Origin of the sequence: Streptomyces sp. ISL-1, from assembly GCF_018614585.1 — a bacterium.
In the GTDB taxonomy this organism is placed as follows: Bacteria; Actinomycetota; Actinomycetes; order Streptomycetales; family Streptomycetaceae; genus Streptomyces; species Streptomyces maoxianensis.
In genome coordinates, this window is record NZ_JAGGOI010000021.1 from 1 (window position 1) to 17,744 (window position 17,744).

A 17,744-nucleotide genomic window follows, 5' to 3' on the forward strand; every position below is an offset into this window, starting at 1 on the left:
GGCTTGCAGCCGCCCTCGCCAAAAAAACCGACACCAAAACCAGGCCTGCCTCGCAGCCAGCAACTCCGGCGGCTCTCAGTGAGCCGCCGAGGCGGGCGCGCAATGGTGAGTACGTCCTCTGCGGGGCGTTGCAGCTCCTGTTCCTCCTCGGCTACCCCGCCCTTACCGCGATCGTCGCGGTGAAGGGCTACGAATGGGTCTCGGCCAGCCCGAACCTGGTCGACATCTACCTGCGGGCGGTCGCGTACGGCGGCGCGATGTTCCTCGGCCTCTGCGCCCTTCCGATCCTGCTCAAGTGGGTGCTTATTGGCCGGTGGAAGCAGCAGCAGATCCGCGTCTGGAGCATGGCGTACTTCCGCTTCTGGCTCGTCAAGACCCTGGTCCAGCGGAACCCGATGGCGCTGTTCGTCGGTTCACCGCTCTACATGCTCTACCTGAGGGCACTGGGCGCGAAGGTCGGACGCGGCGCCGTCATCTTCTCCAGGAACGTGCCCGTGTGCACCGACCTGCTCAGCATCGGCGACGGCGCGGTGATCCGGAAGGATTCGTTCTTCAACGGCTACCGGGCCCACAACGGCATCATCCAGACGGGCGCGGTCAGCCTCGGCAAGGACACGCTCGTCGGCGAGATGACGGTGCTCGACATCTGGACCTCGCTGGGTGACGGGGCCCAGCTGGGGCACTCCTCCTCGCTGCACGCCGGACAGACCGTGCCCGACGGGGAGTGCTGGCACGGCTCCCCCGCGCAGCCGACCGACGTTGACTGCCAGCGGATCCCCACGATGGACGTCAGCACCCGGCGACGGGTCGTCTTCGCGACCGTGCAGCTGGTGAACCTGCTTCTGGTGGGTACGCCGCTGACGTTCGTCGTGGTCCGCGCGCTCACGAAGGTCCCGCAGCTCGTCACGCTGTTGGCCGCGGGACCGGTCTCCTTCACGAGCTGGGCGTTCTACCGCGACGACGCGCTGGTCATATCCGCCGTGCCCTTCTTCGGCGCGGTGCTCGTCGGCCTCGTGTTCGTGGGAACCGTTCCGCGCGTGCTGAACCTCTTCATCAAGCCGGACAAGGTCTACCCGCTGTACGGATTCCACTACTGGATCCACCGCGCGATCGCCCGCACGACGAACATCAAGTTCTACAACGTTCTCTTCGGCGGCACCTCCTACATCGTCCACTACCTGCGTTGGCTGGGCTACGACCTTCGCGGGGTGCGGCAGACCGGTTCGAACTTCGGCGAAATGGTCAAGCACGACACCCCGTTCCTCAGCGCGGTCGGCAGCGGAACGCAGGTCGCGGACGGGCTGTCCATCATCAATGCCGATTTCTCGAACACGTCCTTCCGGCTGTCCCGCGTGTCGATCGGGGCAGAGAACTTCCTTGGGAACATGATCGCCTATACCGCGCAGGGCAAGACGGGCGACAACTGCCTCCTCGCGACGAAGGTCATGGTTCCCCTCGACGGACAGGTGCGGGAAGGCGTAGGCCTGCTCGGCGCGCCCAGCTTCGAGATCCCGCGGTCGGTCAAGCGCGACCAGCAGCTCGAGGTGGATAGCGAGGACGAGCTGCGCGACCGCCTCCGGGCCAAGAACGTCCACAACAGCATCTCCATGGCGCTGTTCCTGCTGATGCGCTGGATCTTCATCTTCATCGTCACCGTGCTCTACCTGGCCGCCATTGACCTCTGGGCCTCCCTGGGTGTGCTCGCGTTCGCACTGGCCACCGCCGGGATCTTCGTCTTCACTGTCGCCTACAACGTCCTGGTCGAACAGCTGATCCGGCCGCTGCAGGCCTTGCGGCCGCAGGGTTGCCCGATCTACGACCGCGCCTTCTGGCGGCACGAACGCTTCTGGAAGCTGTCTAACAACAACTATCTCAACGTTTTCAACGGCACCCCGCTCAAGAACGTGCTCTGGCGGCTGGCGGGTATGCGAATCGGCCGCCGAGTCTTCGACGACGGCTTCCGCGCGCCCGAGCGGACGTTCGCCACGATCGGCGACGACTGCACCCTCAATGCGGACAGCGTCATCCAGTGCCACTCGCAGGAGGACGGCGGATTCAAGTCCGACCGCACCGCGATCGGTGCCGGCTGCACGCTCGGCGTCGGCGCATGGGTCCACTACGGCGTGACGATGGGCGACGGCGCGGTGCTGGCCACCGCCTCCTTCCTCATGAAGGGCGAGGAAATGCCACCGCACGCACTGTGGGGCGGAAACCCCGCCAAGAAGATGCGCGAGCAGTCGGCTGACCTTCAGGTGCGCAGGATCAGCCTCGACGACCGCGCCGCCGTGCTCGTCCGCGGCGACTGACACCCGGCAAACGTGGAACGTAGGGACGATTCGATGGACAATCGGGTTGAAACCGGCCGGGAGTTCTGGCGGGCTGTCCTGCGGGCGGGCGGCGCGACCGCGATCCCGCGGTGGACGCTCGACCCGGCACCGGGCGTCGCCGAGCACGTCGCGACCCTTGATGACGACCTCGCGGCAGGCGTGCGCCGGCTGGCCTATGAGCTGGAGCTGCCGCTGCACTCGGTGGCGCTGGCCGCGCACGCGAAGGTGCTGGCGGCGCTGTCCGGCGAGCAGGACGTGGTGATCGGCTACGCGGCCAGGCCCGGTGGGCGGCCGCTGCCCTGCCCGCTCACGACCGAAGCCCGCTCCTGGCGGTCGCTGCTGCAGGACACCGCTCGGGTCGAGTCGGACCTGCTACAGCACAGGGACTTCGCGGTGGACGAGCTCAAGCGCGAGCTGGGCGTGGCCGGGCCGGGCGGCACGTCGCTGTCGGCGGTGCGGCTGGCGATCGCCCTGGACCGCGCAGTCTCCCTCGAGGACCTCACCCACCACCCGGTCCTCGCCGATCTGGCCGTGCTGGTCGACGACAGGCTCGAGACGGCACCGGGCGTGCCGTGTGTCACCGAATCGGTGGCTCCTTCCTGAGTGGACATCGAGGAATCAAGGAGGAATGAGATGTCGTCCTCTTCCCAGGCGGCGCTGCTCGAGGTGGACCTGCAACCTGGCAAACCGCCGATCCTGCACACCAGGCCTGCCAGCGACGCGGTGCGCTGGGCAGCCGAGCACCACGTGGCGCTGCGCGCGGTGGTCGCCGAGCACGGATCGGTCCTGGTCCGCGGCCTCGGGCTGCGCGACGCGGCCGAGACCGTCGCCGTCTTCCACCAACTGGCCCGCACCGGTCTGATGACAGAGAGAGAGGCCTTCGCCTCCCGGCGGACCTACGCAGAGGGCGTGTACTCCTCCTCGAAGTGGCCGCCGAACCAGCCGATGTGCATGCACCACGAACTGAGCTACCGGCTCGAGTTTCCCGGCCTGATGCTCTTCGCGTGCCTGTCCGCGCCCACCAAGGGCGGGGCGACCGGTGTGGCGGACTCGACGGCCGCGCTCGACGCGCTGCCCGGTGACCTCGTCGAACGGCTCGAGCGGGAGGGCTGGATGCTCGTCCGCAACTACAACGAGGAGGTCGGCACGTCGCTCGCCGAGGTGTTCGGCACCGAGGACCGTGGCGCGGTCGAGAGCTACTGCCGCGCCAATGCCATCGAGTTCGAGTGGCAACCCGATGGAGGGCTGTGCACCTGGCAGCGCCGCAGCGCGGTGGTGCGGCACCCGGTCACCGGGCGGCGCTGCTGGTTCAACCAGATCGCCTTCCTCAACGAGTGGACGCTCGACCCCGAGGTGCACGAGTTCCTAGTCGACACCTACGGCGCCGAGGGGCTGCCGTTCACCACCCGCTTCGGGGGCGGCGACCCGATAGGCGAGGACGTCGTGCAGCTGCTCAACGAGGTGTACGAGGCCAAAACCATGCGGGAGCCCTGGCAGGCGGGCGATCTGATGCTCGTCGACAACATCCGCAGCGCACACAGCAGGGAGCCCTTCACCGGACCGCGTGAAGTCCTGGTCGGGATGGTCGACCCGGTGCGCCTGGCCGACTGCTCGCCGACCGTCAAGGTGAACGCCGGATGACCACGTCCCTCGTGCGACCGTTCGCGGTCAACTCCGGTGCCCAGGTCCACCGCGCGAGTTGTCGAACCCCCGCGTCCAGCGCCCAGGCGATCCCGGCCCTGCCCTCGGAGACGAGCCGGTGCAGAGGGCTGGGATTCGTCGGCTGCCAGGCAAAAGCGACAGAAAGGAATCCGCCGAAATGATCATCCGATTGCCGGACCTCGTTGCGAGGTCCGCCCAACGCAACCCCGGCGCGCCCGCCCTGACCGCACGGACGACCACGATCTCCTACACCGATCTGCACGAGCGGACGGAGCTCGCGGCCGCCGGCCTGCGCGACCTCGGCCTCGATGGTGGCGAGCGCGTCGCGGTCTTCCTCGACAAGAGGATCGAGACCGTCGTGGCGCTGCTCGCCTGCTCGCGGGCCGGTGGCGTGTTCGTCCCGGTGAATCCCGTGTTGCGGGCCAGGCAAGTGAGGCACATCCTCGACGACTGCGCCGTGCGGGTACTGGTGACCTCCACGGACCGGCTGCGGACCCTGCGCGCCGAGCTCGCCGCCTGCAAGTCACTCTCCCACGTCCTCGTGCTGGGCGACTCGCTTGTTGAGGACGAGGAAGCCCCTTACCGCGTGCTCCCCTGGTCGGAGGTCGCCGAGCCCGCGAGCCAGGCCGTGTGTCCTCCGACGGGCGGCGTCGACACGGATGTGGCCGCGATCCTCTACACGTCGGGGAGCACCGGGGCCCCGAAGGGCGTCGTGCTGTCGCACCGCAACCTCGTCGTCGGCGCGGAGAGCGTCAGCACTTACCTGAACAACACGGCAGAGGACCGAATCCTGGCCGTTCTCCCGCTGAGCTTCGACGCCGGACTGAGCCAATTGACGACCGGCTTCTGCGTCGGCGCCCATGTGGTGCTCGCCAACTACCTGCTGCCGGGGGATGTAGTCCGGGCGTGCGCGAAGCACCGCATCACCGGGCTGGTGGGCGTACCGCCGCTGTGGATCCAGCTCGCAGCCCAGACGTGGCCGTCCGAGGCCGTGGCCGGGGTGCGCTACTTCGCAAACACTGGGGGGCGACTCCCGCGCGTTACCCTGCAACGACTGCGAGCGATCTTCCCGACCGCAACGCCATACCTGATGTACGGCCTCACAGAGGCGTTCCGCTCCACCTACCTCGATCCCCGGGAGGTCGACCGGCGGCCCGATTCGATCGGCAAGGCCATCCCGAACGCCGAGATCCTCGTGGTCCGGGAGGACGGTGGCCTGTGTGGTCCGGGAGAGCCGGGTGAGCTGGTGCACCGAGGTCCGCTTGTCACGTTGGGTTATTGGAATGACGCGGAGCGCACGGCCGAGCGGTTCCGGCCGCCGCCGAACCGTCCGGTCGAGCTGTGTACGCCCGAGCTGGCGGTCTGGTCCGGCGATGTCGTCGTCCGCGACGAGGAGGGCTTCCTGTACTTCGTCGGACGGCGTGACGACATGATCAAGACATCGGGATATCGGGTCAGCCCGCAAGAGATCGAGGAAGTGGCGTACGAGACTGGCCTGGTCCACGATGCCGTCGCGCTCGGCCTCGAGGACGAGGCACTTGGCCACCGGATCGTCCTCGTCGTGACACCCTGCGATCCCGCCGGCTTCGACCCGGCCGCGGTGACCGCACGCCTGCGGCAGGAACTACCCGGCTACATGGTGCCCGCCGAGGTGGTGGTCCTTGGTGTCCTGCCCCGATCGCCGAACGGCAAGTTCGACCGGGCATTCCTTCGCCACGAGCTCACCGCCTCCCGCCCTCAGGAGCCCGCATGACCGCAGGCGCCTACGCGCACCCCACGATCAGCCGGTTCGCGATCGCCGACGGCATGCTCCGCATCGGCGGCCTCCCGGTCGGGTTGCTCGCTGAGCGCGCCGGTGCCACGGTGGCGGTCTTTTCAGGCCCGCGCCTACGGGATGACGGCCAGTCCCACAGCGTTCCTCGGCCATCCGACACCGACGGAGGTGTTGGTGTAGATCGCAGGCCGCCGGGTCTGCACGACCGATGAGGAGAAGCCATATGACTCGCTCGCCAGAGATCTCGCAGGCGATTTTCGAGGACGTCAAGGCCGTCGTGGTGGTCACGCTGGACATCGAGGACCAGGCCGATGACCTCGGACCGGAGACGGGACTATACGGCAATCTTCCTGAGCTCGACTCGCTCACCGTCGTCAAGCTCATCGTCGCATTGCAGAAACGGTTCGGGATCGAGATCGAGATCGTCGGTGACACCTTCGACACCCTCGGGCGGCTCGCGGCCTTCGTGGAGTCCAAGGTGCGCTGAGAGCCGCTCCGCGGAGTCGAGTACTAAACCCGGATCCACCGTCCGGATCTGTTGGAGAGCGACGTGCCCAGAAGATCAGACGCCCTCTGACCAGGAACGATGTGTCTTGCGACGGAGACATCAACCTGATCGAGAAGGCATCTGACGGAGGCGAGCATCTCATGACCCTTGGCGCGTGTCCGTGACCTGCGACGAGCCGAACCTCGTGCCCGCGGCGGGGCTCCAGCCGGCTGCCCTTGCCGGAAACCTCGTCCGCCCAGGTCACGCGGCATGTTCGTACTCGTGGAGGATGCCGCCCAGGCGTTCACGCCTGCGTATGTCGAGGCGGGTGATCTGCCCTGGATCGGTGATCGCCCCAGGCAAGGGGTGCAGCGGTCGCGCGTTCGCGATGCCCTGATGCGGCCTATGGGAGTTGTAGAACCGCTCGAACTCCCGCAGGGCGTGGCAGTGGCAGCAATGGCTGGCGCCTACGTCGACTTCGCCGCGCGCAATCCCGCCCTGTACGAAGCGATGTTCAGCCTCGACAACGGCCTCCCCTTTGCCGACGAGGCCACACCCGCCCCGCTGCGCTGTGTACGGGCACCTGGACCGAGACAAGACCGTACCCCGCCAGCCCAAGAAGACTGGTATCACGAAGCCCTGACCGCTACTTTGCCGCTGTTGTCCCGGCTAGGACTCCAGGGCCGTGCCGGGCCGGGCCGGGTCGTGCCGGGTCGTGCCGTGCCGGGTCGTGCCGGGCCGGGTCGTGCCGGGTGGACCGCACGGTCGGTGATCCGTTGGGGGATCATGTCCTCATGGCCGACGACCACACACACGTGCAGGAGTTCTTCGGCGCCCGCGCCGCGGACTGGGACACGCGCTTCCCCGACGACGACCCGGCCTACGCCGCCGCCGTCGCCGATCTCGGGCTGCGCCCCGGCGACGCCGTGCTCGACGCCGGCTGCGGCACGGGCCGCGCGCTGCACTCCCTGCGGTCCGCACTGGGACCGCAGGGCACGGTCATCGGGGCTGATCTCACTCCCGCGATGCTGAACGCGGCAGCGCGCGCCGGGCGGGGCGACAGCGGGCAACTGCTGCTCACCGATGTGGCCAGGCTGCCACTGCGCGCCGAGTCACTGGATGCCGTGTTCGCCGCCGGCCTGATCGCTCACCTGCCCCAACCAGACGTGAATCTACGGGAGTTGGCTCGGGTGGTACGTCCGGGCGGGAAGCTGGCGCTCTTCCACCCCATCGGCCGCGCGGCTCTCGCCGCCCGCCAGGGCCGGCAGATCACCGACGACGATCTGCGCGCCGAGCCCAACCTCCGTCCGCTGCTGGCCGGTTCGGGCTGGCGGATGATCTCGTACGTCGATGAAAACGCCCGCTTCCTCGCGCTGGCCGTCCGTCAGGACTGAGCCGCGCCTACGGCCCGTATGAACTCCCCAGGGTTGTCGAACATGACGTTGTGTCCGGCGTCCGGGACCGTGACCACCCTTACGCCTGAGGCCACCAGCGCCTCGTGGCCCGGGAGTTCGCCACTGAGCGCGCCTTGCAGATATGTGCGGTCAATCGGCAACTCCATCCGCTATCTAGCGAGGGAACCCGCGCCTTTAGGCGTGGGGGGAATCGCTTCCCTGGGCTGCTCTGACCTCAACCGTGTGCACGGATCTGCACTGTTGACCCCCGCTGACTAGATGTGTGTCGTGTATATAGTGATCGTTGTGACTGTGACGCGGAAGGTTCGCCGGTACTCCGGCGGCGTGTACGACTTGGGGCTGCACGTGGTGTGGTGCCCCAAGTACCGCCGCCGGGTCCTCGGTGGCCGGGTCGCGGTCCGGCTGCGTGAGCTGATCGAGACAAAGGCCGCCGAGAAGGGCTGGGAGATCATCGCTCTTGAGGTGATGCCCGATCACGTGCACCTGTTCGTCAAGCACGAGCCGAAAGCGTCCGCGTCCTACGTCGCGAACCAGTTCAAGGGCTTCACCTCGCGCATGCTCCGTGAGGAGTTCCCGCACCTGAAGTCGCAGATGCCCACGCTGTGGTCGTCGTCATTCTTCGTCGCCTCGGTCGGCGCGCTCAGCGCGGACACGGTGGAGAAGTACATCAACACCCAGTGGGAACGACCCTGGACGAAGAAGCAGAAGGAGGACGCCGAGCGTGCACCGCGCGTATAAGTTCCTCCTGCGCCCCACCGTCCGCCAGACGCTGGCCCTTTCCGAGATGCTGCTGGATCACTGCTCCCTCTATAACGGGGCCTTGCAGGAACGCCGCGACGCCTACCGCCACCCGTCCAGGACGACGGTCCGGTACGGGCAGCAGTCGGCGCAGCTCAAGGAGATCCGGGCGTTTGACCCGGAGCGTCAGGGCCGCTGGTCGTTCTCGTCGCAGCAGGCCACCTTGCGCCGCCTGGACAAGGCGATGCAGGCGTTCTTCCGCCGGGTCAAGTCCGGGGACAAGCCCGGCTATCCGCGCTTTCGTGGGGTGAACTGGTTCGACACGGTCGGATTTCCCAAGGACGGGGACGGCTGCCGGTGGGACTCCACCCCGCACGACCCTGTTACCCGTGTCCGCCTGCAGGGCATCGGGCACATCCGTGTGCACCAGCACCGGCCCGTGCTGGGTCGGGTCAAGACGGTGTCCGTCAAGCGTGAGGGACGACAGTGGTATGTCATCCTCGCCTGCGACGAAGTACCCGCCGAACCGCTCCCCGCGACCGGTGCCGCGTGCGGCATCGACATGGGCATAGCCCACTTCCTCACCACGTCCGAGGGTGAGCACCAGCCCAGTCCGAGGCACGGGCGGCTGGGCGCCGAAGCCCTCGCTGACGCTCAGCGGGCGCTCAAGACGTTCCCGCGTCGCAAGCGGGAGAACCGCACCGCAAAGCACCGCCGGGCGGTCGAGAAGGCTGCCGCCCTGCACCGCAAAGTGCGACGCCGGCGCACCGACCACGCACACAAGACCGCGCTGGCGATGGTCCGCAGGTACGACGTGATCGCGCACGAGCGCCTGAGTATCGCGAACATGGTCCGCGCCCCCAAACCCAAGCCCGACACCGAGAATTCCGGCGCGTTCCTCCCGAATGGAGCCGCCGCGAAGGCCGGGCTGAACAAGAGCATCCACGACGCGGGTTGGGGGGTGTTCCTGGGCATCCTCGCGCACAAGGCTGAAAGCGCCGGTCGTGTACTGATCCCGGTGGACCCCCGCAACACCTCCCGCACCTGCCCCGTCTGCGGGCACGTGTCCGGCGAGAACCGCACCACCCAAGAGAAGTTCGCGTGCACCCAGTGCGGACACACCGCCAACGCCGATCTGGTCGGCGCACTCAACGTTGCTATCAGGGCCGGGCTGGTCCTTCCCGACGTGGCCTAGCCACCGACAGGAGAAGCCCCCCGGATTTATCCGGGGGGAGGAGTCACGACGCCCCGCTGCACGGATACGAGTTGCGCAAACGCATCTCCGCTCTGACCGGGCACGTTCGGCCGGTCGCCGAGAGCACGCTGTATCCCGCGATCAAGAGGCTGGAGAAGGCGGGCCTGCTGGCGCGTGAGACCCAGCCGGGGTCGGTCGCAGCGCCCCGCCATGTCCTCAGCCTCACCGACGAGGGGCGGCGGGAGCTGCTGCGCAGGCTCGCGGAGCCCGCGCAGGGCGACATCACCGACGAGAACCGGTGGTTCACACTGCTGGCCTTCCTGCGTCATCTGGAGAACGGCGAGGCGCAGGCAGGCGTGCTGCGGCGGCGGCTCGCCTTCCTGGAGGAACCGGCCAGCTTCTTCTACGACGGCGAACAACCTTTGCGGGCCGAGGAGTTGGACGATCCCTTCCGCCGCGGCATCCTCACCATCGCGCGCGCCACGAGCGATGCGGAGCTGAAGTGGCTGCGTACCACGATCAACTCCATCGCCCCGGGACGCCGGGACTGACGTCGCATGTCCAAGTCCACCCAGCGGTGACAGACTTGAATGATCGGCGGCGGACGCGCCGCCCTCGGGAGAGGTGGTCCGGGTGTTCAACAGACTCCGCAGGCTCCGCAAGTTCCTCGCGTACCGCCCGGAGCGCCCCGGGGGGACGGCGGCCGGCCGGGTCCCGTCGCGGCAGCACAACATATTCGAGGCCGCGGCGGTCTATGTGTCGGGGTGCGCGGAGGACGATCAGGAGCAGATCGACGAGGCGGCGACCTGGGTGTCCCCCGAGGCGCTCTCCTTCGGGGTCAGCGAACTGGCCTGCCGTGCGGTCATCGCCCTCGCCCGCGAGCGGGACGAGTCCCCGCAGACGGTGGCGCGTAGTCTCCTCGGCCTGCCCGCCGCGTGACGTCGGTGCCGGACAGGTCGTACCGGCTGAGCACCCCGGCCGGGGTCAGTCCGGTGCGCTCCGCGTAGGCGAGCCGTTCCTTGACCTCGCGGACGGTACGCGGCCGGTAGCCGGGGCCGCAGCCGCAGCAGGCCTGGCGAAAGCGCAGGCCCGCGCTCAGCACGGCGAAGAGCGCGCGCCGGCCTGCGATGTCGCGGCGACGCGGCACCGCGAGAGCCGAGCCCGCGTTCAGCAGGACGCCACCGCATCGCGGGCAGAGGTCCGTGCGGACTCTCGCGTAGTCCGGCGCCTTCTTGAAGGACGCCCTGCAGGGCAGGCAGACGAAGTGGTGACGGGCCGCGCGCATCGGGAGATGCCAGGACCCGGCGCGGAAGGGGCCGAATCATTTTCGCCACGCAGGCTCTCGACTACCGGGTTACCCACTGGTTAAGGTGCGCCGACGAACGATCGGATGGGGGAGGGTGACGTGGCCGGGACGGACGACGCCGTCGACGACGACGCGCTGTATGTGCTGACCGCGGTGCTGCTGACGCCGGCGCAGTTCCCGAGCGTGCTCGGCGACGACTTCCCGGCCGCGTGCGCGGCGCTGGGCCTCGAGCCGTACGCCGAGGGATTCGGGCTCGTGCTCGGCCAGGACTCCGAGGGCGCGCGGTGGACGGTCGTGATCGACGATGTGTCACTCGTCGCCGTCGCGATCGCGTCCTGGGACTGCGGGATGGAGTACGACCTGTCCCCCGACGAGCGCACGGTGGTCGCCGCGCTCCCGGGCTGGCCGCTGGCCGTCGCGGTGGCGGCACCGAACGTGCCCGCGCCCCACGACCCGGCGACGGAGGAGGGCGACCGGCCGCCGCTGGCGCCGCCCGACACCGACGAGTGGGGGCCCGCGCAGCGCCGACTGGGGGCCGACGAGATCGCGCTCCAGTGGGCGGATTGGCGGCAGCAGATCGACGACGACGAGGTGCAGGCGTCGTCGGACATGCCCGACGGCGAAGGGCCCGAACCGCACAAGGGTGTTCGGCGGGCGCTGAAGGAAGCCCACGGCTATGTGGAGTCGCCCCCGCCGACCGGCCGGGTCCGCTCCAGCTTCGCACCCGGCGGAGCCCGGACGCTGCGCGCCGACGGTCCTGGCTGGTCCCTGGTTGCCAGGACCGACGACATCGCTTTCGTACTGCTGGACGAGGAGCCGTGCGAGGTACTGCCGGTGGGCCGCGGTCCGGAACTGCCTGCGCTGCTGGAGGCGCTGGACAAGATGGCCGTACGCCCGGCCTGAGCCCCGGCCTCACTGCGGGCCCAGGCCGCCCGAGCCCGGCGGACACTCTCCTCGGGCGGGGCAGGCGCGCGCCAAGCCCTCGCGCGCCGCGCCGTCGCCCCCGTCGTGACCATCTCGCGAAGCTTCGCTCAGCGGCCGATCTCCTTGCGGGAGACACGGCGCAGCCTGCGGCGCTGGCTGGGGTCCAGCATCAGATACGCCGCCGCGGGTACTCCGAGCACCACCAGCAGCGCCCACCAGAATCCGATCAACGGCATCAGGAGCAGGCCGACGGCCACTCCCCCTATGACGAGCTTTGTTCGTGTCGACATCTTCGACGCCTCCTTCGCGGCCTTGGCCGCTCCTGCCGTGAGAACGCGCGCGCACGTCTCACGGTTCCACTATGCGTCCGCCCGCAGCGGTTCGCCGACCTCGTGCATATGGGTCAGCGCCTGCCGGTACGAGTCGATGAGCCCCGTCTCGGTGTACGAGACCCCCAGCGAGCGGCAGTGAGCGCGTACCAGCGGCTGGGCGAGCCTCAGGTGGGGGCGCGGCATGCTCGGAAAGAGGTGGTGCTCGATCTGGTAGTTGAGTCCGCCCAGGAACCAGTCCGTGACCGGGCCGCCGCGGACGTTGCGCGAGGTGAGCACCTGCCGGTGCAGATGGCCCCAGCGCTCACCGCTCTCCCCGTCGGGCATCTCCATGCCCTTGTGGTTCGGCGCGAAGGACACGCCCAGGTGGAGGCCGAGCAGCATCTGATGGATGAGCGCGAAGACCACGGCGTGGCCGAGCGGCAGGGCGGTCAGCAGCAAGGTGGCGTAGCCGACGACATGTGCGAGCAGCAGCAGGCCCTCCACGGCGTGCTCACGCCTGGAGTGGCGGGCGCCCGCCTCCTTGGAGAAGACGGCTCGGAATCCGTAGACCTTGAGCGCGATGCCTTCGAGGGTGGTCAGCGGGAAGAACAGCCAGGCCTGGTGGCGGGTGAGCCGGCCGCGGAACCCGGTGCGGCCCCCCGCCTGCTTCTGCGTGAAGACCAGGATTTCGGCGGCGACGTCCGGGTCCTTGTCGATGTGGTTGGGATTGGCGTGGTGCCGATTGTGCTTGTCGTTCCACCATTGCTGGCTCATACCGAGGAGCAGATTGGCGTGGACGAGCTGGATGAGCCGGCTCCCCCGGCGGTCGGCGGTGATCTGTGCGTGTCCGGCGTCGTGGCCGAAGAAGGCTGTTCGGGCGGACGCTATGGCGAGCAGCGGCGCGAGCAGGAGCACCCACCAGGAGCCGCCGATCAGCGTCATGCCCGTGATCACGGCGGCGAGGCCGAGCAGATTGGCCGTGATGCCGCGTGCGTACCAGCCGGTGCGGCGCTCCAGGAGGCCTTGCTCCTTGACGGTCCGCAGGAGGGGCGCGAAGTCGCTCCCGGTCCTCGGCCGCGCTCCCTCGGCAGGGGCAGGTGGCGCGAGGGTGGCGGTGGCCTGGGGCATGAGCGGACTCCGGTCTGTAGGCCGTGCGCAGATTTGCTTCTGCGCTGACCTGAGCAAACGTACGTTCCCGGACCCCTCCGCGGCCATGACGTCACCACCCGGACGCTGCGGGGGCCAGCCCGTGGCCCGGGGTGGCGCTGACTGCACCCCCGCGGACGACAGTGAAACAGGTCACAGCCCTGCCGCCTCCGCTCGCGGCCGTCGTGGAGTACTGTCGGCGACTCCGGTCCCACTAGTCAAATTTGAGGAATGCGTCATAGCTGCACACAGGCCCCCCGCGGCAATGCCCTCCCCGGTCACCGAACTCACCCGCTGCTCCGCGATCTTCGTGCCCGCCGAACCGGCCCGCACCGGACGCGTCGCCTTCTGGCGCCCCGAAGGCGGCGAGCCCTCCGCCCCGCCCGGACCAGGCTCGCAATCCGTCGAAGCACTCACCGTGGTCGGCGACGACGCCCGCCCGCTGGCCGTACGGGCGCTGCTGCTGCCGGTACGGGACGCACTGCCGGTCCTCACCAGGGCACGGGCCGGTGCGGACGCCTCCCCCGCGGCCGCCTTCTGGGGCGCGGCCACCATCCTCGCCCTTCAACTGGCCGCACGCGGACTGCTGTTGCCGGGACTGACCGCCGCCGATCACGACGCCTGGCGGGTCGGACCGCTCACCCCGCAGGATCTGGACCAGGTGCGTACGCTCGCGGCATCGATGCCACCGGCCGCGCACGCCGTGCCGCTGGACGAGGCGGCCGATCCCCTACTGCTGCCCGAACCGGAGCGGCTGCTGCGGGCATTCCTGGACGCGGTCGCGGACGGTCTGCCGCGCACCCCCGCCGCGCCGCTCGCCGCCGGCAGCCCCGCCTTCGCCGCGCCCGAGCCGCAGCACCTCCCCGACCAGCGCGCCTGGGCGGCGGACGTCGCCGCGGGGCACGACGCGGGCGTACGGCTCTCCCTGCGCGTCGAGCTGCCGGGGCTGGCAGAAACCGACGCGGACAGCGAGTGCCCGGTCTTCCGCGCCGTCCTGCAGATGCACAGCGTCAGCGATCCGACCGTCGTCATGGACGCCGCAGACGCCTGGGCAGGACGGTCGGGGACGGCCTTCGGGCCGCGCGCCCGGATGGACGCCCTGCTTGCGCTGCGCCGCGCGGCCCGCGCGTGGACGCCGCTCACCCCGCTGCTCCACACCGCAGCGCCCGACGCCATCGAGCTCGCCGACGAGGAGGTCACCGAGCTCCTCGGCGAGGCGGCCAGGGCACTTGCGACGGTCGGCGTGCAGGTGCACTGGCCCAGGGAGATGGCGCGCAAACTCACCGCGCGGGCCGTGATCGGTCCGCCCGGGGAAGCGGAGCCCGAAGCGGAGACCGACACCAAGACCCGGCAGAAGGATGATTCCGGGCTGCCCTCCTTCCTCTCTGCCGACGCCATGCTGGCCTTCAACTGGTTGTTCGCGCTCGGCGATCAGCAGCTCACCCGCGCCGAGCTGGACCGCCTCGCCGAAGCCAGCAGGCCCGTCGTACGCCTGCGCGACCAGTGGGTGCTCATCGACCCCGAGGAGGCCAGGCGCGCCCGCGAGAGCCAGGACCGCAAGCTGACTCCGGTCGACGCGCTCGGCGCCGCGCTGACCGGCTCGACCGAGGTCGACGGCCGCCGCGTCGATGTAGATGCGTCCGGATGGCTGGCCAGTCTGCGCGACCGGCTCGCCGACCCCGAGGGCGGACAGCAGGAGATCGGCCAGCCGGCCGCGCTCGCCGCGACGCTGCGTGACTACCAGCTGCGCGGCCTCAACTGGCTGAACCGGATGACCTCGCTCGGCCTCGGCGGCTGTCTCGCCGACGACATGGGCCTGGGCAAGACGATCACGCTCATCGCGCTCCATCTGCACCGGCAGACCGAAGATTCGGCAGCGGGCCCCACGCTCGTCGTCTGCCCGACGTCCCTGATGGGCAACTGGCAGCGCGAGATCGAGAGGTTCGCACCTGGCACACCGGTACGGCGCTTCCATGGCGCCTCGCGCGGTCTCGACTCGCTCGCGGCCGGCGAGTTCGTACTCACGACGTACGGCACGATGCGCCTGGACGCCCCGGTCCTCGCCGAAGTGCCCTGGGGCATGGTGGTCGCCGACGAGGCGCAGCACGTCAAGAACGCGTACTCCGCCACTGCCAAGCAACTGCGCACCATCAACGCGAAGGCGCGCGTCGCGCTCAGCGGCACCCCCGTGGAGAACAACCTGTCCGAGCTGTGGGCGATCCTCGACTGGACGACCCCTGGGCTGCTCGGCAGGCTCGGCACCTTCCGTACGCGCTATGCGCAGGCGATCGAGGGCGGCAACGATCCCGCCGCCGCCCAGCGACTGTCCGCACTGGTACGGCCGTTCCTGCTCCGCAGGCGCAAGTCGGACCCGGGCATCGCCCCCGAGCTGCCGCCCAAGACCGAGACCGACCGAGCCGTGTCACTGACAAAGGAGCAGACAGGGCTGTACGAAGCGGTGGTACGGGAGACCCTCGCCGCGATCTCGGAGGCCGGCGGCATGGAGCGGCGCGGCCTGGTGGTGAAGCTGCTCACCGCGCTCAAGCAGATCTGCAACCACCCGGCGCAGTACTTGAAGGAATACAGCCTGAAGGAGGAGCGGCCCCGGATCGCGGGCCGCTCGGGAAAGCTGGAGCTGCTGGACGAACTGCTCGACACGATCCTGGCCGAGGACGCCGGCGTGCTGGTCTTCACCCAGTACGTGCAGATGGCGCGGCTGCTGGAACTGCATCTGGCGGCCCGCGGGGTGCCCACCCAGTTTCTGCACGGCGGCACACCGATCGCCGAGCGCGAGGCTATGGTGAGCCGCTTCCAGGAAGGTGAAGTGCCTGTCTTCCTGCTGTCGTTGAAGGCGGCGGGCACCGGGCTCAACCTCACCCGTGCCGAGCATGTCGTGCACTACGACCGCTGGTGGAACCCAGCGGTCGAGGCGCAGGCCACCGACCGCGCGTACCGCATCGGCCAGCACCGCCCCGTACAGGTCCACCGGCTGATCGCCGAGGGGACCATCGAGGACCGGATCGCGGAGATGCTGGCACGCAAACAGCAGCTGGCGGACGCGGTACTCGGCTCCGGCGAGGCCGCGCTGACGGAACTGACCGACGCCGAGCTGGCGGATCTGGTGGAACTGCGAGGGAGCGGGCGATGAGCGGCGGGGACGAGATGGAGCGCACGTTCGCCGCGCTGCCGCCGGCGCACGGCCGCGGCTTCGCGCAGACCTGGTGGGGCCAGGCCTGGCTCAAGGCGCTGGAGGACACGGCCCTGGACGGTGAGCAGTTGAAGCGGGGCCGCAGGCATGCGCGCGAGGGGGCGGTCGGTGCGGTGTCGGTGCGTCCCGGGCGGATCACCGCTGTGGTACGGGAACGGGACGGCACCGCGCAGCGCAGCGATGTGCTGCTGCAGGAGCTGACGGATGCCGAGTGGGACCGATTCCTGGGCATGGCGGTCGACCGAGCGGGGCACATCGCGGCGCTGCTGGACCGGGAGATGCCGCCCCACCTGGTGGAGGACGCGGCGGCCGCCGGGGTCGAACTCCTCCCGGGGATCGGCGACTTGGAGCCCGAGTGCGCGTGCGAGGCGTGGGACCACTGCCCGCACACGGCGGCCCTGTGCTATCAGGTGGCGCGGCTCCTGGACCAGGATCCGTTCGTGCTCCTGCTGATGCGCGGGCGGGGGGAACGCAGGCTGCTGGACGAGTTGCAGATACGGAGCGTGGCGCGGGCGACCGCCTCGGCAGCGCCGGGGAACGAGAGCGAGTGGCCTGTGGGTGTGCGGGCCGACGAGGTGTTCGCGGCGCGGGACATCCTGCCGCCGCTGCCTGCTCCCCCGCCCGTGCCGGACGAGCCGGGTCTGCCGCCCGCCCTGGACACCGAGACCGCTCCGGCGGCAGGTGTCGACCCCGCGGCGCTGGAGTTCCTGGCCGTGGACGCGGCGGCGCGGGCGCACCGGATGCTCACCGAGGCGCTCTCGCCCGGGCACGGGCTTCAGCCGCCCGAACCGGAGCTGAACCGGGAGCAGGATGCGGTGCGGCTCGCGTCCGCCTCCCCCGCACCGGCGATCGCGAGCCGTCTGGCCGCGGGCACGGCCCGGCAGCGCGCCGAGCTGGAACTTGCCGTACGCGCCTGGCAGTTCGGCGGTGCGGCCGCGCTCTCGGCGCTCGAGGAAGAGTGGACGCCGGAGCCCGATGCCCTCGCCCGGGCTAGCACAGCGCTCGCGGATGCCTGGGAGGATGCGGACCGGCCGCAGTTGCGTGCGGCGGGCCCGGCCAGGTGGACGGTGGTGGGCGCGGAGGCACAGCTGCGCCTGGGGCGTGACGGCCGCTGGTGGCCCTACCGCAAGGAGCGTGGCCGCTGGGCGCCGGCCGGACCGGCGGACCACGATCCTGCGGCGGCGCTGGCGGGCGTCCTGGGCGAGCCGGGTTAGACCGGATCGCCGGCCCGCCCGGCGCGCTCGGCGGCGC

The 17,744-nt window shown here is 69.8% G+C and carries 15 protein-coding genes and 1 pseudogene; 13 read left to right on the top strand and 3 right to left on the bottom strand.

Going from position 1 to position 17,744, the window contains the following annotated elements:
• The 6 genes from J7E87_RS15950 to J7E87_RS15975 form a co-directional block, all read left to right on the top strand.
• Positions 1–2,306, top strand: a 2,306-nt coding sequence (locus J7E87_RS15950; RefSeq protein WP_215094387.1) for a Pls/PosA family non-ribosomal peptide synthetase, incomplete at its 5' end; no start/stop codon positions are given.
• A gap of 33 nt (positions 2,307–2,339) precedes the next feature.
• Positions 2,340–2,930 (top strand): hypothetical protein, encoded by a 591-nt coding sequence (locus tag J7E87_RS15955; RefSeq protein ID WP_215094388.1) that lies wholly within the window; start codon positions 2,340–2,342, stop codon positions 2,928–2,930.
• Between the two features lie 30 nt (positions 2,931–2,960).
• The gene (locus tag J7E87_RS15960; protein WP_215094390.1) at positions 2,961–3,968 is read left to right on the top strand and encodes a TauD/TfdA family dioxygenase; all 1,008 of its coding nucleotides are present in this window, start codon (positions 2,961–2,963) and stop codon (positions 3,966–3,968) included.
• A 178-nt stretch (positions 3,969–4,146) separates the two neighbouring features.
• Entirely contained in the window at positions 4,147–5,742 is a 1,596-nt protein-coding gene (locus J7E87_RS15965; protein ID WP_215094392.1) for an acyl-CoA ligase (AMP-forming), exosortase A system-associated, read from the top strand.
• Between the two features lie 244 nt (positions 5,743–5,986).
• Complete coding sequence (locus J7E87_RS15970; protein WP_215094395.1) at positions 5,987–6,250, top strand: acyl carrier protein; 264 nt, start codon at positions 5,987–5,989, stop codon at positions 6,248–6,250.
• Positions 6,251–7,044: 794 nt separating this feature from the next.
• On the top strand, positions 7,045–7,644 hold the full coding sequence (locus J7E87_RS15975; RefSeq protein ID WP_215094396.1) for a class I SAM-dependent methyltransferase: 600 nt from the start codon (positions 7,045–7,047) through the stop codon (positions 7,642–7,644).
• Here J7E87_RS15975 and J7E87_RS15980 read toward each other — a convergent pair.
• A pseudogene (locus tag J7E87_RS15980) lies at positions 7,635–7,805 on the bottom strand (alpha/beta hydrolase); the annotation flags it as partial. The gene J7E87_RS15975 and the pseudogene J7E87_RS15980 overlap by 10 nt on opposite strands.
• Positions 7,806–7,956: 151 nt before the next feature.
• Here J7E87_RS15980 and tnpA point away from each other — a divergent pair.
• From tnpA to J7E87_RS16005, 5 genes are all read left to right on the top strand, one after another.
• On the top strand, positions 7,957–8,403 hold the full coding sequence (gene tnpA, locus J7E87_RS15985; protein ID WP_215094403.1) for an IS200/IS605 family transposase: 447 nt from the start codon (positions 7,957–7,959) through the stop codon (positions 8,401–8,403).
• Positions 8,387–9,598, top strand: coding sequence for an RNA-guided endonuclease TnpB family protein (locus J7E87_RS15990; protein ID WP_215094397.1), 1,212 nt, complete (start codon positions 8,387–8,389; stop codon positions 9,596–9,598). The genes tnpA and J7E87_RS15990 overlap by 17 nt, the downstream gene beginning before the upstream one ends.
• 56 nt (positions 9,599–9,654) lie before the next feature.
• Positions 9,655–10,149, top strand: a complete 495-nt coding sequence (locus J7E87_RS15995; RefSeq protein WP_215094405.1) for a PadR family transcriptional regulator — start codon at positions 9,655–9,657, stop codon at positions 10,147–10,149.
• Between the two features lie 82 nt (positions 10,150–10,231).
• Complete coding sequence (locus tag J7E87_RS16000) at positions 10,232–10,537, top strand: hypothetical protein (protein ID WP_308312951.1); 306 nt, start codon at positions 10,232–10,234, stop codon at positions 10,535–10,537.
• 466 nt (positions 10,538–11,003) lie between these two features.
• Positions 11,004–11,807: a hypothetical protein gene (locus J7E87_RS16005; RefSeq protein ID WP_215094398.1), complete on the top strand. Its 804-nt coding sequence runs from the start codon at positions 11,004–11,006 to the stop codon at positions 11,805–11,807.
• A 128-nt stretch (positions 11,808–11,935) separates the two neighbouring features.
• Here the strand turns inward: J7E87_RS16005 and J7E87_RS16010 are convergent, their stop codons facing one another.
• Both J7E87_RS16010 and J7E87_RS16015 read right to left on the bottom strand, forming a co-directional pair.
• Complete coding sequence (locus J7E87_RS16010; protein ID WP_215094399.1) at positions 11,936–12,118, bottom strand: hypothetical protein; 183 nt, start codon at positions 12,116–12,118, stop codon at positions 11,936–11,938.
• A gap of 69 nt (positions 12,119–12,187) precedes the next feature.
• Positions 12,188–13,267, bottom strand: coding sequence for an acyl-CoA desaturase (locus tag J7E87_RS16015; protein ID WP_215094400.1), 1,080 nt, complete (start codon positions 13,265–13,267; stop codon positions 12,188–12,190).
• A gap of 283 nt (positions 13,268–13,550) precedes the next feature.
• Here J7E87_RS16015 and J7E87_RS16020 point away from each other — a divergent pair, with 283 nt between their 5' ends.
• A complete protein-coding gene (locus tag J7E87_RS16020; RefSeq protein WP_215094401.1) occupies positions 13,551–16,433 on the top strand; it encodes a DEAD/DEAH box helicase in 2,883 nt (960 codons plus the stop codon).
• Positions 16,430–17,707: an SWF or SNF family helicase gene (locus J7E87_RS16025; protein ID WP_215094402.1), complete on the top strand. Its 1,278-nt coding sequence runs from the start codon at positions 16,430–16,432 to the stop codon at positions 17,705–17,707. Before J7E87_RS16020 ends, J7E87_RS16025 begins: the two co-directional genes overlap by 4 nt.
• The last annotated feature ends 37 nt before the right edge of the window (positions 17,708–17,744 follow it).